Source organism: Thioclava sp. (assembly GCF_048263065.1).
GTDB lineage: Bacteria > Pseudomonadota > Alphaproteobacteria > Rhodobacterales > Rhodobacteraceae > Thioclava.
Window position 1 is genome coordinate 103,528 of sequence record NZ_JBLXEM010000004.1, and the last position, 13,561, is coordinate 117,088.

14 protein-coding genes are annotated in these 13,561 nt (G+C 60.0%); 11 read left to right on the forward strand and 3 right to left on the reverse strand.

The genetic code is table 11. The annotated features are described in order from the left end of the window. The 5 genes from ACN0SD_RS07640 to lpxB all read left to right on the forward strand — a co-directional run bounded on the left by ACN0SD_RS07640 (position 1) and on the right by lpxB (position 4,104). Positions 1-774: an OmpH family outer membrane protein gene (locus tag ACN0SD_RS07640; protein ID WP_417807633.1), complete on the forward strand. Its 774-nt coding sequence runs from the start codon at positions 1-3 to the stop codon at positions 772-774. A gap of 102 nt (positions 775-876) precedes the next feature. Further along, complete coding sequence (gene fabZ / locus ACN0SD_RS07645) at positions 877-1,338, forward strand: 3-hydroxyacyl-ACP dehydratase FabZ (RefSeq protein ID WP_417807634.1); 462 nt, start codon at positions 877-879, stop codon at positions 1,336-1,338. Positions 1,339-1,343: 5 nt separating this feature from the next. Then, on the forward strand, positions 1,344-2,141 hold the full coding sequence (gene lpxA, locus ACN0SD_RS07650; RefSeq protein WP_417807635.1) for an acyl-ACP--UDP-N-acetylglucosamine O-acyltransferase: 798 nt from the start codon (positions 1,344-1,346) through the stop codon (positions 2,139-2,141). Beyond that, positions 2,138-2,956: an LpxI family protein gene (locus tag ACN0SD_RS07655; protein WP_417807636.1), complete on the forward strand. Its 819-nt coding sequence runs from the start codon at positions 2,138-2,140 to the stop codon at positions 2,954-2,956. Before lpxA ends, ACN0SD_RS07655 begins: the two co-directional genes overlap by 4 nt. Then, the gene (lpxB, locus tag ACN0SD_RS07660; RefSeq protein WP_417807637.1) at positions 2,953-4,104 is read left to right on the forward strand and encodes a lipid-A-disaccharide synthase; all 1,152 of its coding nucleotides are present in this window, start codon (positions 2,953-2,955) and stop codon (positions 4,102-4,104) included. Before ACN0SD_RS07655 ends, lpxB begins: the two co-directional genes overlap by 4 nt. A 48-nt stretch (positions 4,105-4,152) precedes the next feature. Here lpxB and ACN0SD_RS07665 read toward each other — a convergent pair whose 3' ends face one another. After that, on the reverse strand, positions 4,153-4,725 hold the full coding sequence (locus ACN0SD_RS07665; RefSeq protein ID WP_417807638.1) for a DsrE family protein: 573 nt from the start codon (positions 4,723-4,725) through the stop codon (positions 4,153-4,155). Between the two features lie 242 nt (positions 4,726-4,967). On the opposite strand from ACN0SD_RS07665, the gene ACN0SD_RS07670 reads away from it, so the two are divergent. Next, positions 4,968-6,680 carry a tetrathionate reductase family octaheme c-type cytochrome gene (locus ACN0SD_RS07670; protein ID WP_417807639.1) on the forward strand — a complete coding sequence of 571 codons (1,713 nt, stop codon included), beginning with the start codon at positions 4,968-4,970 and terminating at the stop codon, positions 6,678-6,680. Continuing rightward, a complete protein-coding gene (locus ACN0SD_RS07675; RefSeq protein ID WP_417807640.1) occupies positions 6,673-7,320 on the forward strand; it encodes a cytochrome b/b6 domain-containing protein in 648 nt (215 codons plus the stop codon). Before ACN0SD_RS07670 ends, ACN0SD_RS07675 begins: the two co-directional genes overlap by 8 nt. Before the next feature lie 217 nt (positions 7,321-7,537). Here the strand turns inward: ACN0SD_RS07675 and ACN0SD_RS07680 are convergent, their stop codons facing one another. Further along, positions 7,538-8,092, reverse strand: a complete 555-nt coding sequence (locus ACN0SD_RS07680) for a YcbK family protein (protein ID WP_417807641.1) — start codon at positions 8,090-8,092, stop codon at positions 7,538-7,540. A 312-nt stretch (positions 8,093-8,404) separates the two neighbouring features. Here ACN0SD_RS07680 and ACN0SD_RS07685 point away from each other — a divergent pair, with 312 nt between their 5' ends. The 4 genes from ACN0SD_RS07685 to ACN0SD_RS07700 all read left to right on the forward strand — a co-directional run bounded on the left by ACN0SD_RS07685 (position 8,405) and on the right by ACN0SD_RS07700 (position 12,704). Continuing rightward, entirely contained in the window at positions 8,405-10,045 is a 1,641-nt protein-coding gene (locus tag ACN0SD_RS07685; protein ID WP_417807642.1) for a L,D-transpeptidase family protein, read from the forward strand. Between the two features lie 65 nt (positions 10,046-10,110). After that, positions 10,111-11,211, forward strand: a complete 1,101-nt coding sequence (gene lpxD, locus ACN0SD_RS07690; RefSeq protein WP_417807643.1) for a UDP-3-O-(3-hydroxymyristoyl)glucosamine N-acyltransferase — start codon at positions 10,111-10,113, stop codon at positions 11,209-11,211. Positions 11,212-11,217: 6 nt separating this feature from the next. Beyond that, positions 11,218-11,499 carry an acyl carrier protein gene (locus tag ACN0SD_RS07695; protein WP_417807644.1) on the forward strand — a complete coding sequence of 94 codons (282 nt, stop codon included), beginning with the start codon at positions 11,218-11,220 and terminating at the stop codon, positions 11,497-11,499. Further along, positions 11,499-12,704: a beta-ketoacyl-[acyl-carrier-protein] synthase family protein gene (locus ACN0SD_RS07700; RefSeq protein ID WP_417807645.1), complete on the forward strand. Its 1,206-nt coding sequence runs from the start codon at positions 11,499-11,501 to the stop codon at positions 12,702-12,704. Before ACN0SD_RS07695 ends, ACN0SD_RS07700 begins: the two co-directional genes overlap by 1 nt. 69 nt (positions 12,705-12,773) lie before the next feature. Here the strand turns inward: ACN0SD_RS07700 and ACN0SD_RS07705 are convergent, their stop codons facing one another. Further along, positions 12,774-13,502, reverse strand: a complete 729-nt coding sequence (locus ACN0SD_RS07705; RefSeq protein WP_417807646.1) for an invasion associated locus B family protein — start codon at positions 13,500-13,502, stop codon at positions 12,774-12,776. Positions 13,503-13,561 lie beyond the last annotated feature (59 nt).

Genomic DNA, 13,561 nt, shown 5'->3' on the forward strand with positions numbered 1-13,561 from the left:
ATGAAAGCTGCGCTTGCTCTGGCTTTGGTGATGACAAGTTTCGCCGTGCCGGGGCTTGCGCAACAGGCGACCGATGCGCCCGCTCCGGCGGGCGTGCAAACCCCGGTTTTGACGCTCGACTGGGAGCGGCTTTATACAGGTTCGCTTTGGGGCAAGCGGGTTGCGCGTGAAATTGAGGCCGCCTCAAATGATCTGCGCACCGAAAACAACCGTATCGCAAGTCAACTTGAGGCCGAGGAACGCGATCTGACCGATCGTCGCCCCAAGATGGACCCGGCCGCATTTCAAGCCGCAGCTGATGCGTTTGACAAACGCGCGACTGCCATTCGTGCGGCGCAAAAATCCAAGGCCGACGCGATTCAACAGCAGCTCAACAACGAGCGGCAGGGTTTTTTACAAGCTGTGATGCCCAAGCTTGACGAGGTGCTGCACGCACGCAATGCCGAGGTTGTGCTGGATTCGCGTGTGATTATTCGCGGGCTTTCCTCGGCGGATGTGACCGCGCTGCTTGGCGAACGCGTCGACGCAGAGGTCGGCGATGGGGCAGGGCAGGTGCAAGCCAGCGTGCCGGTTGCCGGGGCGCAAAGCCAAGACGCCAATACTGCGACGCCGGGGGATGGCGCAGATGGGGTTGTGACTAAAGAGGGCGGCGTTTATGTCGATGACAGCCTGAATACACAGGCGAAAACCGGCGGCGATCCTGCGCTCAACGGGGGCGATCCGCCCGATCCGTCACCGCCATTGGGTCTGCCGCTGCCCAAGCCGAAGAACTGATCTAGTCCCGGCAATCCTTGCCAAGCCCCTGATCCGTTGCTAGCAACAATTCAATCGAGCGGGCCGCACCGGATGCGGTCTGAGTTGAAGGAGCCTTTTGCGATGACCGAACCCGCCCCCTACACCGAAGCCGATCTGTCGCTGATCAAGCGCATCATTCCCCATCGCTACCCGTTTCTGCTGATCGACAAAGTGCGTGACATCGTGCCGATGAAGGGGGCCGTCGGGATTAAAAATGTGACCTGCAACGAGCCCCATTTCCAAGGCCACTTCCCTGATATGCCGATCATGCCCGGCGTCACCATCGTCGAGGCGATGGCGCAGACCTCGGCTGTTGTGGTTGGGATTTCGCTTAATGTGGTCGATCGCGATCTGCTGACCTATTTCATGGGCATCGACAAATGCAAATTCCGCCGCAAAGTCGTGCCGGGCGACGTGCTGGAGCTGCATGTCACGGTCAAACGCGGTGGTGGCAAGATCTGGAAATTTGAGGGCCGCGCGTTGGTTGAAGGAGAGTTGGCCTGCGAAGCCGAGTTTACCGCGATGATGGACCTGCAGGGCTGAGCCGCATGTGCATTGACGCCAGCGCGCAAATCCACGCCTCTGCGGTGATCGAGGACGGTGCCGTGGTTGGCCCCGATTGCCGGATCGGCCCGTTCTGCGTGATCGGTCCCGAGGTAAAGCTTGAGCGCGCGGTCGTGCTGCACAGCCATGTGGTCATTCAGGGGGCCACGGAAATTGGCGACGGCACGGAGGTGTTTCCGTTCGCCTCGCTGGGTCAGATCCCGCAAGACCTTAAATTCAAGGGCGAAAAAACCCGTCTGAAAATTGGCGCGCGCAACCGCGTCCGCGAATACGTCACGATGAACACGGGCACCGAGGGTGGTGGCGGGCTGACGCAGGTGGGCGATGACTGCCTGTTCATGTCGTCCTGCCACGTCGCACATGACTGCCAGATTGGCGACCGGGTGATCTTGGTCAATTCGGTCGCGGTGGCGGGGCATTGCGTGCTTGAAGATGATGTGATCGTCGGCGGTTTGTCTGGCGTGCATCAATTCGTGCGCATCGGGCGCGGCGCGATCATCGGCGCGCTTTCGATGGTAACGGCCGATGTCATCCCCCATGCGCTGGTCGCGGGTCCGCGTGCCGGACTTGAGGGGCTGAACCTTGTCGGGCTAAAGCGCCGGGGCACCTCGCGCGAGGAGCTATCCGCGCTGCGCGCAACATTCAGCGAACTTTCCAAGGGCAATTTCCGCGAAACGGCGCGTGATTTGTCCGAGGGGGAGGTCAAGGGCGATTTGGCACGCGAAGTGCTGGATTTTATCCTCGGCCCGTCCGATCGCAGCTTTCTGACGCCGCATAAATGAGCGGCGGGGCTGATATCGCGCTGATCGCAGGGCAGGGTGCCTTGCCCGGTCTGATCGCGCGCGCCGCGCCGAGGGCGTTGGTCTGCGAAATGGAGGGCACGCCCAGCGAAATTGGCACACCCGACACGCTGCGCTTTCGAATTGAGCGGTTGGTGCCGTTTCTCGATACGCTCGCAGATCGCGGCATCAAACAGGTGGTGTTTGCTGGCGCTTTGCAGCGTCCCTGCGTCGATATGGAGATGATCGATCCGCGCTCTGCGCAGCTTGTGCCGCGTTTGGCGATGGCGATGCAGGCGGGCGATGATGCGACGCTGCGCGCGGTGATCGAGATCTTCGAGGACTGGGATTTCGAGGTCGTGGGCGCACACGAAATCGCGCCTGATCTAGTCTGCGCACCTGGCGTGATCTGCGGCACGCCCAGCGATCGCGACCGCACCGATGCAGAGCGTGCGGCGGCAATCGTCGCCGATCTGGGACGCGCCGATATCGGTCAGGGCGCAGTTGTGGCAGGCGGGCTGTGTTTGGCGGTTGAGACATTGCCGGGCACCGATGCGATGCTGGATTTCGTGCGTCTTCACAAAGGCTTGCGTGATGATCTTAACGCGGTTCCGGGGGTGTTTTTCAAAGCACCAAAACCGGGACAGGATCGCCGCGCCGATCTGCCAGCTATCGGTGTGCAAACGGTTCAACACGCCGCCGCTGCTGGCCTGTCGGGCATCGCGTTTGAGGCAGGCGGCGTGATGTTGCTTGACCGTGAGGCCGTGATAGCAGCGGCGCGCGCCGCCGATCTGTTTCTTTGGGCGTGTGCGCCATGAAGCTATTCGTGATCGCAGGCGAGGCCTCGGGGGACAAGCTGGGCGGGGCGCTGATGGCAGGTTTGGCGCAGCTTGCGCCGGGGATCGAATGGCAGGGCATCGGCGGGCCGGAAATGGTCGAGCAGGGCTTGCAAAGCCGCTTTGAGATGGCAGAATTGTCGGTCATGGGCGTGATGGAGGTGCTGCCGAAATACCGCCATCTCAAGCGGCGCATCGCACAAACGGCGCAGGCCGTGATTGAAATGCGCCCCGACGCGCTGATTACTATCGACAGCCCCGATTTTTGCTTGCGCGTCGCGCGGCTTGCGCGTGAAAAACTGCCTGATCTCAAGGTGATCCACTACGTTGCGCCCTCGGTTTGGGCGTGGCGTCCGGGGCGTGCGGCCAAGATGGCGCAAGTGGTCGACCACGTGCTGGCCCTGCTGCCGTTTGAGCCGCCCTTGATGCAGGCCGCTGGCATGAGTTGCGATTTCGTGGGCCATCCGGTGGTTGCCGAGCCGCGCGCGAATAAGGCCGAGGCCGCCGCTTTTCGCGAAACCCACATGATCGGCCCCGAGCAGCCCTTGGCGCTGTGTCTGCCCGGCTCGCGCGCAGGCGAGGTCAAGCGTCTGGGCAAGCGCTTTGACGAGGCGCTGATGCAATTGCGCGACCGCGAACCGGGGCTGCGCGTTGTGCTGCCGACGGTGCATGGCGTGGCGCCGATGGTGCGTGAGATGAGCGCGCGCTGGCCGATCGCCCCGATCGTTGTCGAACACTCTGCAGATAAGCGCGCCGCCTTTGCCGCCGCCGACATTGCGCTTGCGGCCTCGGGCACGGTCAGTCTGGAGCTGGCGGCGAACCGGGTGCCGATGGTGATCGCGTATGATGCGAATTTCTTTACGTGGCATCTGATCTGGCATCTGATGAAGATCGACACGGTGACGCTGGTCAATCTGGTGTCCGATACCCGCGCGATTCCGGAATTTTTGGGGCCTGACTGCAAGCCTCGGATGATTTCGCGCAAGATGCTGGAAGTGCTTGAACAAGATGGCGCGCGCGATGAGCAGATGGCCGCGATGGAAGAGACGATGGTGCGGCTGGGTGAGGGGGGCGAGGCACCGGGCTTGCGCGCGGCGCGCTCGGTCTTGGCGTTTCTCGACAAGGGTTAAGCGACGCGACCAGCGATTGGAGTGCCACCGGGCGTGTCGCTTTAGCGCCTACATTTCAAACAGTTGATATCCTTCACTTTCCAACACGGGCACAGCCGCAAGTGCCGAAAGCGCGACATCGACATGGCTGCTGACCTGATCTGGCGTAAAGCCATTATCGGCCAGCGCCTGCCCACAGATGTAGAAATGCACACCCGCAGCAGCGAGTTCTTTGATCAGCTTGGTATTTGGGTCATCATGGCCGAATTTCGCCTTATAGGCCGCGGCGGACAGCGCGTCTTTCGTAGCCCCACCATGCAACACGACGGCGAATTTGCGGTGCTCGTGATCAACGCCCGCTTCGGCATAGACATTGACCGCGCGCGCCACATGCCAAAGCGCAGAATTCACCCCGTCACTATCGTTTGAGCCGTTGTTCACGTCGAAAACCACCTTCCAAGTTTTATCGGGATTGGGTTGTAGTGCGCCGTAGGGCGCGGGGTGCATCCGCCCGTAATCCTTAACGACGGGGTTGACCCAAGTCATTTTGGCACTGGCATCACTGGTGGCGGCAAAGGCGCCAGACACGCCCAGACCAAGGGCCAATGTGCTTGCGACGAGTAAGCGAGACATTCTAGACATCGAAAAACTCCTGAACTCTTGAGGGTGAAAACGCGCTAATCGCCAAGAATGCACGCGCTGATACCTCTTAACCCGCTCTTGAAATCATCGTTCCCACACGCGCTTTCACGCCTGTTAAGGCTTTTGTGATTTTTTACTGCGACAGTTGGTCACTTGATATTCACATAAATTCGCGCAATCGTGAGACTCCGGTCTTGCAATTCGCAAATCCGTTCCCATAGCCAATTGCAATTGGAGAGCTGATGAGACAAACCGCTTTGCGGATTACGGCACTCGTGTCAGCCGTAATCTTGGGCCAGCTACCTGCGCATGCGCAGCAAGCCACCCCTGCGGAAGAGACACCCGCAATCGGAGCGCAATCGCGCCCCACCGGGCCAACGCCCGCGCACATGAGCGACCCGGTTTCCAAGAGCACGGCCGATCACTCGAAATTCATGAAGCTTAAGGGGCCGTTTGCCTCGGGGTCTCAGGTGACCGAGGCGTGTTTGTCCTGCCATACCGAGGCGGGCAATCAGGTCATGCATTCGGTGCATTGGAAGTGGGAATATCAAAACGAAAAGACCGGGCAGTTACTGGGCAAAGCGCATGAGATGAATTCGTTTTGCGGCAATGTCGCGTCGAATGAGACGCGCTGCACGTCCTGTCATACTGGCTATGGCTGGACCGATGTTCGCGCTGAGATGCCCGATGATCCGACCAAGGTCGATTGTCTGGTGTGTCACGACAAGTCGGGCCAATATACCAAGCAAGACAACCTCGCCGGCGAACCGCCGCTAGAACCCGTTGCGGCGGGGGCCAAGACGATCACGGGTGAACCTGCGTGGCCGGTGGATCTGGCTGAAGCCGCGCAATCTGTCGGCCCGCCTCCGGGGCGCGACAATTGCGGCAATTGCCACTTTTACGGCGGTGGCGGCGATAACGTGAAGCACGGCGATCTTAGCTCGGTGATGTTTGACCCGCCGCGCGATGTTGATGTGCATATGTCCCCCGATGGCGGGAATTTCGTGTGCGCCACCTGTCACGTTTCGGACAAGCATGTGTTTGAAGGTTCACGCTATGAGACCGACGTGATCGACCCCCATCCCGACCGGATGGCAGGCTCGGCCCATGATGCGGCGGCGTGCCAGTCTTGTCATACCGACACCCCGCATAAGGGTCCGAACGCGCTGATTGCGGCAAAGCTGAACGATCACACCGATACGTTGGCCTGCCAGACCTGCCACATTCCCAGCTTTGCGCGCGGCGGTGTTGCGACCAAGATGAAATGGGACTGGTCTACAGCGGGTAAGCTGAAAGATGGCAAACCCTATTCGGAAGAGAACTACGTTCAGGGCAATGGAGAGCATCTGCACACGTATCTGACGATCAAGGGTGATTTCGAATATGGTGAGGATGTCGTGCCGACCTACGCTTGGTCGAATGGCGAAATGACCTACACGCTGCCCGAGGAGAAAATCGACCCCTCCAAGGTTGTCGAGATCAACAAAATCGGCGGCACGCCGGGCGCGCCCGATAGTCGGATTTTCCCGTTCAAGCGGCTTGATGGCTCGCAGGCTTATGACAAGCAACGCGATGTCTTGCTCTATAATCATGTCTATGGTCCGGGCGATGGCACGGCGTTATGGCAATATTATGATTGGAAGAAATCGCTTCAGGCCGGGATGGACTATGTCGGGCTGGAATATTCGGGCGATTTCGGGTTCGTCAATACCTACATGTATTGGCCGATCACGCACATGGTTGCGCCAAAGGAAGACGCTGTGAACTGTGAAAGCTGCCACGCGCAAGATGGTCGGATGGCCAATCTCGCAGGGATTTATGTGCCCGGTGCGGGCATCAATCTGGGCGGCAAAATCGGTCTGGCGATCTTCCTGATGGCTATACTGGGCGCATTCGGCCACGGGTTGCTGCGCGTCATCTCTCGCGCTAGAGGAAAAGGGGACCATCATGGCTGAGCGTTGCGTCAAAGTATATTCGCGGTTTAACCGGCTGTGGCACTGGTCGCAGGTTGCTTCAATCTTCCTGCTGTTTTTCACCGGTGCGCGGCTGCTGGGGCTACACCAGTTGGGTCCGTTCGGTCTGGCGGTGATGGTGCATACGGTGGTGGCACTGGCGCTTTTGGTGCTTTGGGCCTTTGCCACCTTCTGGCTCGTCACCACTGGCGGCTGGCGGCAGTTCGTGCCGCGGCTGTCAGGGATGTGGCAAGTCTCGCGCTTTTACGCTTATGGCGTCTTCAAGGGCGAGAAGCATCCGTATCATAAAAGCTTCGAGCATCGGCATAACCCGTTGCAGGCTGCGTCTTATTTTGTGCTGAAGTCGGCGCTTTTCCCGGCGATCTGGATCTCAGGTCTAGCCTATCTTAGCTACGGATTTTGGGATCATCTGGATGGCGGTAGCTTTTTCCTGCAGATCATAGCGAACTTCCACGTGCTCGCGGCCTTCGCGATTGCCAGCTTTGTCGTGATCCATGTCTATCTGCTGACCATCGGCGGGTTCCGCCACCATGTGCGCCCGATGGTGACAGGCTACGAGCAAGTCGATCTGACCCCCGAGGCAGAGGCTTACTTCCGCCAAACCGGGCGCGTTATCGACTGACGCGGCGGCCTCATTCAACGCAAAAGGGCCTCTGGAAACAGGGGCCCTTTTTCATGGTGTATGGCTTGACCTGTGTCGGAGCTTCCGGCGGGAGTATTTCTGGCTAGATGAATTGAGGGGAATGGGTTGGATCAAACGCTAGGATTCGGGTGAGGGCGCAAAAAGAAAAAGCGCCGCAACTGCGACGCTATTTCGAGAAATTGTGGATATGAGGCGCTTAGGCACCCCAGTGGCGCACGGGGCCGCAGTCCATATGCACAAAATTCGAGCGCGAATACTTACCAACACCACCAGCGTGACAGGAGGACGCCGCACGGAACATCTGGCTGACCGAACGCGACTTGAGGCGCAGGTCGGTGGCCTTGCCTTCCATGTGCAGCGAATGTTTTGCAACACCTTTGGAGCGCGAGCGCAGCATTGCGTTGGTCTTGGGCGAACGATAACCCGACAACAGCAGGTAGGGCTCGTTGATATCCATCAGGTTATGGGCGGCGGCAGCGATATCAATCGTGCGGGCATCAAGCGTCTTGAGCTGATTGGTGCGCCAGTCGCGCGCGAAATAGGTCACTTCCTTGAGTGCCTCGGGGATATACTCCCCTTCGATCCAGTAAACAGTGTCAAGGCTTTCGCCTGTGCGCCCGTTATACATGCGGATACGTCGGATATCGCCAGCACCTTTAAGAAGACCAAATGCGCTGCTCATCGTCGGCGCTGCGGTTACCATGGTCGCAGCGAAGGCGCCCAATACTCCGCGCCGGGAAAACGTCGTCATGCTCACTGTCCTGTCGTTGCCTGTCTCTCATCTCGCCCTGTTGCTCGGGCGACTAACGAAAGCTTAATCCCAAACTGTGGCACCGTTATGGCATAGACCGTTCTAGTGATAAAGAATCGAATTGCCGCACACGCGCGCGTGACCAAAAATCGGCAGAATCCCGCCGGTTAGCGCTATAATCTAGGCTGTTGCGCGCGTGCATCGTTCGATTGATGTGCGCCTTTTTTATCCTACTTTTTCAAAGCTTTTCTGGACTCGCCGCCCTAAATTTGAAAGATCAAAGAGGGGTTTTGTAGTGTTGGGGCTGGTTTTATGGCGTTCGGTTTGCGCGCAGTTGCGCTTGCGGCAGCAGTTTCGGGTGTGGCGCTGGGGGCGTTTGCGCAGGGTACGGCGCAGATTGCCGCTCAAGGCTCAATGTCGCCCGTCAGCGGCATTGAGCTAAGCGGTTTCACGCAAGCAATTGCCGAAGCGGCCGCCTCTGATCCCGCGCTTGCGGCGTTTTACGCCGCGCGCGATTACCGCCCCGTCTGGACGTCCGCCGATGACGCGCTGCGCCGCGCAGCGCTATTTTCCGCGCTTGATGTGTCGGGGATGCAGGGCTTGCCGCAGGCCCATTACGACCCTGATGCGTTACGCGCGCGCTTTGGCGCGGTGCAGTCGGAACGCCAGCGCGGCTTGCTGGAAGTCGCGCTCAGCAAGGTGTTTTTGGACTACGCCCATGACGTGTCGCATGGCGTGCTTGATCCGCATAAGGTGTTACCTGATATCAAACGCGAACCGCTGCGCGCTGACCCGCAGGCGCGTTTGACCGCTTTCGCGGCCAGCTCCAATCCGGCGCTGTTCTTGCGTAATCTCGCACCGAAAATGCCCCAATATGCGCAGCTGTTAAAAGCCAAGCTGGACCTTCAAGCCCAACTTGCCGAGGGCGGTTGGGGCGCGCGAGTTTTGGCCAAGAAACTGCAACCCGGTGATACCGGCCCCGCGGTGATCGCGCTGCGCGATCGCTTGCAGGAAATGGGCTATCTTGGGCGCTCGGCCACGGCTGTCTATGACGCCGATATCCAAAAGGCAGTGCAAGCCTATCAGGCAGATCAGGGGCTTACGCCCGATGGCGTGGCGGGCGCGGGCACGCTTGAGCAGATTAACCAATCTCCCGAAGATCGGATGCAGTCGATCCTTGTCGCGCTGGAGCGATTGCGCTGGATGAACGGGCTGGACCTGTCGGGACGCTATGTCTGGGTGAATATCCCCGATTTTTCGGTGCGCGTGGTCGATGATGGCAAGACTACGTTCCGTTCGGTGACAGTGGTGGGGCAAAATAATTCCGACCGGCGCACGCCCGAATTTTCCGACGAGATGGAGCGGATGGTGATTAACCCCGCTTGGCATGTGCCGCGCTCAATCGTGACGAAGGAATACCTGCCGATGATGCAGCGTAATCCCAACGCGGCGGGGCAACTGAATTTGATCGACTCGCGTGGGCGTGTGGTGCCGCGCTCGGCGGTGAATTTCGCGGCCTATAGTGCGCGCAATTTTCCTTTCGCGATGAAACAGCCGCCCTCGAACCGCAATGCGCTGGGGCTGGTGAAGTTTCTGTTTCCCAACAAATGGAACATCTACCTGCACGATACGCCGTCTAAATCGTTGTTCCAAAAGGAAAGCCGCGCTTTTAGTCATGGTTGTGTGCGGGTTGGGCAACCCTTTGATCTGGCTTATATTTTGCTAGGGGCGCAAAGCGATGATCCGCGTGCCGAGTTCCAGCGCATCCTGAATTCCGGGCGCGAGACCACGGTGCCTTTGAAGCAACCGGTTCCGGTGCATTTGGTGTATTTCACCGCTTGGCCTACGCCCTCGGGCCATGTCGAATATCGCCGCGATGTTTACAGACGTGACGCGGCGCTTTTCACCGCCTTACAGCGCGCCGGGGTGGAATTGCCCGGATCGAAGGGTTAAATCTGATGTGACGGGCCGTTCGCGCGCCCGCCGCTCTGGTTTTATCCGACAAAAGGACAGATCTCATGTCGCAGACAATCGCGCAGATCGCGCAGGCGCTTGAGGCCGAGGCCGTGGGCAATCTGGACCTTGAGGTGGTCAGCGCATCTGAACCTGCCAGCGCGCGCGCCGATCAGATTGCCTTGGCGATGAACGCGAAATATGGCGAGGGGTTAGCGCAAGGCCAAGCGCGCGCCGCGATCTTGTGGGAAGGCGCGGATTGGCAAAGCTACGGGCTGGAGGCCGCGATTTTCGTGACTCGCCCGCGTTTGGCGATGGCGGGGCTGTCGCGCTCCTTTGATCCGGGACCCGAGATTGCGCCCGGTATCCATCCAAGTGCGGTGATTGATGAAAGCGCGGTGATCGGCGCGGGGGCCGCGATTGGGCCGTTTACGGTGATCGGGCGCGATGTCGTGATCGGGGCGAATGCGCGTATCGCCAGCCATGTCAGCATCGCGCAAGGCGTTCAGATCGGCAGCGACGCGCTGATCTTGGAACAGGTGCATATCGGCGCGCGCGTGCTGATTGGCGCGCGCTTCATCTGTCAGCCCGGTGCGCGAATCGGGGCGGATGGGTTTTCCTTTGTCACGCCCGAGCTATCTATGGTTGAAGAAGCGCGTGCAAGCCTTGGAAAACATGCCGAAATTCATGAACAGCCTTGGGTGCGGATTCATTCTCTCGGCACGGTAGAAATTGGCGATGATGTCGAGGTCGGGGCCAATAGCTGCATTGATCGCGGCACCGTGCGTGCCACGAAAATCGGGGCCGGCACCAAGCTCGATAATCTCGTGCATGTCGCCCATAACGTGCAGGTCGGGCGCGATTGCCTGCTGTGCGCGCAGGTCGGGATTGCGGGGTCTACCACGGTTGGGGATCGCGTGGTTCTGGCTGGGCAAGTCGGCGTGTCGGACAATATATTTATCGGTGATGACGTGATCACCGGCGGGGGCACGGATGTTTTTACCAATGTGCCCTCGGGGCGCGTGGTCTGGGGCAGTCCGGCGGTCAAGATGGAAACGCAGGTCGAGATCAACAAGGCGCTGCGCCGGTTGCCAAGATTGTTTGCGCAATTTGGCGAACTTCGGGAAACTGTTACGCGACTCACGCAAAAAGGGGGCGCCAAGTAGCAGAGCATGAGGTCAAAGGTGCACGATCAGGTTCTATCCATCATCGCCCATGAGGCACATCGCGCGCCCGACGAGCTGCGCGCGGATATGACGCTTGAGGAATTGGGGCTCGACAGTCTTGGGCTGGTCGAGGTGATTTTCGCCATTGAAGAGCAGTTCGATATCTCGGTGCCCTTCAACGCCAATGACACGGCGCAAGCGCAGTTTGATATTTCCTCGGTGGGCGCGATTGTGCGCGCGGTTGAGCGGCTAATTTCCGGAGAGTCTCCCTCAGCGGCGGTCGCGTGATGCGCCGTGTCGTCATCACTGGGGCGGGCACGATCAACGCGCTGGCCGAGGGGGTGGGGGCGACGAAAACAGCGCTGGCGGAGGGGCGTTCAGGGATCGGGGTGCTTCAGTTTCCCGATGTTGAGCGTCTGAATGTGCGCATCGGCGCGCAGATCCATGGCTTTGCGCCGCAGGATCATTTCGATACAGGCAAGCTCGCACTGTATGACGCGTTTACCCAATATGCGTTGGTCGCGGGCACGGAGGCGATGGCGCAGGCCGGGCTGGAATGCGCCCCCGATCCCGCGCGCTGGGGCTGTATTATCGGCACGGCGGGGGGCGGGCATGGCACCGCCAATGATGCCTATCGCGCGGTCTATGCGCAGGGCAAGAACCGGGTGCATCCGCTGACCGTGCCCAAGCTGATGGCCAACGCCGCGCCCGCTCATCTTGCGATCCGCTTTCATCTGCAAGGCCCCGGTTTTGCGGTGGCGACGGCCTGTGCGAGCTCCAATCACGCGATCGGGCTGGCTTATCAGATGGTGCGCAGCGGGATGGTTGACGGGATGCTGGCGGGCGGCGCGGAAGCGATGCTTAATTTCGGCGGGCTCAAGGCGTGGGAGGGTCTGCGTGTGATGTCCCCCGATGGCTGCCGCCCGTTCTCGGTGGATCGCAACGGCATGGTGCAGGGCGAGGGCGCGGGGGTGTTCGTGCTGGAAACGCTCGATGCGGCGCTTGCGCGCGGGGCCACGCCGCTGGCCGAGATTGCAGGATTTGCGATGAATTGTGATGCCAGCGATATTGTGATGCCCGATCAAGCGAGTGCCGCGCGCGCAATTGCAGGGGCGCTGAATGATGCCAGGATGGCCCCCGAGGAGGTCGGCTACATCAACGCCCATGGCACTGGCACGGCCGCCAATGACCGTATCGAGACCGCTGCGATCCGGCAGGTTTTTGGCGGGGCCGCTGATCTGGTGGCGGTCAGTTCGACCAAGGCAATGCATGGTCACTGCATTGGCGCGACCGGCGCGGTCGAATTGGTGGCGTGCCTGATGGCGTTGCAAGACGGGGTGATTGCGCCGACTATCAACTATTCCGCGCCTGATCCCGACTGCGATCTGGATGTCGTCCCGAATGAGGCGCGGCGCGCACATGTCGGGGCGGTGCTGTCTAACGCCTTCGCTTTTGGCGGGTTTAATGCGGTGCTGGCTTTGCGCGCAATATGAAAACGCCGCGCTGGATTTGCGCGGCGTTTTCTTGCTTGTCAGCCACTTACGTGGCGATCTTAACGCGAATTACTTAACGGCGCCGGTGTCTGCGTTGGATTTCACAACCGCATCATAGGCGTTGGTGAACCCCTTGAGCGAGATATCAGCCGTGACCTTCTGGTTCGGAGATGCCAGCGGTACGATGGTAATCGTCGCCTTGCCGCCCTTTTTGTAGGCGTCCAATTCGGCTTGGGTCAAACCGATGCGGGCAAAGCAACCCATCGGCTGGCAGAAGGTAAAGGGATAAACGCGCGGTTCGGCGCTATCGACCTGGATCGTGAGGTTCTGCGTCAGCAGCGTGTCCATCGGCACCATGATCGTGGCACCAGCGACTGCCTTGCCGCCCGCAGGAAGACCGAACAGCGAGATATCAGCGACATTGCCGCCTTTGGCATCCTTGAGCACCTGATACATCTGGCAAGGATCTTTGCCATCTTTCGTCTTGATGCACTGCATTTCCCAGTCGTCATAGGTCGCTTTGACGTAGGTGTTGTTTTCGGGCGGCTGCGGAGCGGCGCTCGCAGCCGGTGCAGTGGCGTCAGCAGCCGGGGCTGTTGCATCTGCGGCCGGGGCTGTCGCTGCCGGGGCATCTGCCGTCGGCGCGGTGGCATCGCTTGCCGGGGCAGCCGGGGCCGGGGTTGCGGCGTCAGCTGCGGGTGCGGTCTGATCGGTCGCAGTTGTGGCGTCTTGCGCATAAGCGCCATGCGCCATTCCAAGCGTCAGCGCCAGAATAAGCGGCTTCGTCAGTTGAGACATGGTTACTCTACTCCTGAACTTCATCGGGTGCGGCTTATCATGCCCTTTCAGACATGTCA

Coding starts and splice junctions, on each gene's coding strand:
- ACN0SD_RS07640 (WP_417807633.1), top strand. CDS start 1: ATGAAAGCTGCGCTTGCTCTGGCTTTGGTGATGACAAGTTTCGCCGTG.
- fabZ (WP_417807634.1), top strand. CDS start 877: ATGACCGAACCCGCCCCCTACACCGAAGCCGATCTGTCGCTGATCAAG.
- lpxA (WP_417807635.1), top strand. CDS start 1,344: ATGTGCATTGACGCCAGCGCGCAAATCCACGCCTCTGCGGTGATCGAG.
- ACN0SD_RS07655 (WP_417807636.1), top strand. CDS start 2,138: ATGAGCGGCGGGGCTGATATCGCGCTGATCGCAGGGCAGGGTGCCTTG.
- lpxB (WP_417807637.1), top strand. CDS start 2,953: ATGAAGCTATTCGTGATCGCAGGCGAGGCCTCGGGGGACAAGCTGGGC.
- ACN0SD_RS07665 (WP_417807638.1), bottom strand. CDS start 4,725: ATGTCTAGAATGTCTCGCTTACTCGTCGCAAGCACATTGGCCCTTGGT.
- ACN0SD_RS07670 (WP_417807639.1), top strand. CDS start 4,968: ATGAGACAAACCGCTTTGCGGATTACGGCACTCGTGTCAGCCGTAATC.
- ACN0SD_RS07675 (WP_417807640.1), top strand. CDS start 6,673: ATGGCTGAGCGTTGCGTCAAAGTATATTCGCGGTTTAACCGGCTGTGG.
- ACN0SD_RS07680 (WP_417807641.1), bottom strand. CDS start 8,092: ATGACGACGTTTTCCCGGCGCGGAGTATTGGGCGCCTTCGCTGCGACC.
- ACN0SD_RS07685 (WP_417807642.1), top strand. CDS start 8,405: ATGGCGTTCGGTTTGCGCGCAGTTGCGCTTGCGGCAGCAGTTTCGGGT.
- lpxD (WP_417807643.1), top strand. CDS start 10,111: ATGTCGCAGACAATCGCGCAGATCGCGCAGGCGCTTGAGGCCGAGGCC.
- ACN0SD_RS07695 (WP_417807644.1), top strand. CDS start 11,218: ATGAGGTCAAAGGTGCACGATCAGGTTCTATCCATCATCGCCCATGAG.
- ACN0SD_RS07700 (WP_417807645.1), top strand. CDS start 11,499: ATGCGCCGTGTCGTCATCACTGGGGCGGGCACGATCAACGCGCTGGCC.
- ACN0SD_RS07705 (WP_417807646.1), bottom strand. CDS start 13,502: ATGTCTCAACTGACGAAGCCGCTTATTCTGGCGCTGACGCTTGGAATG.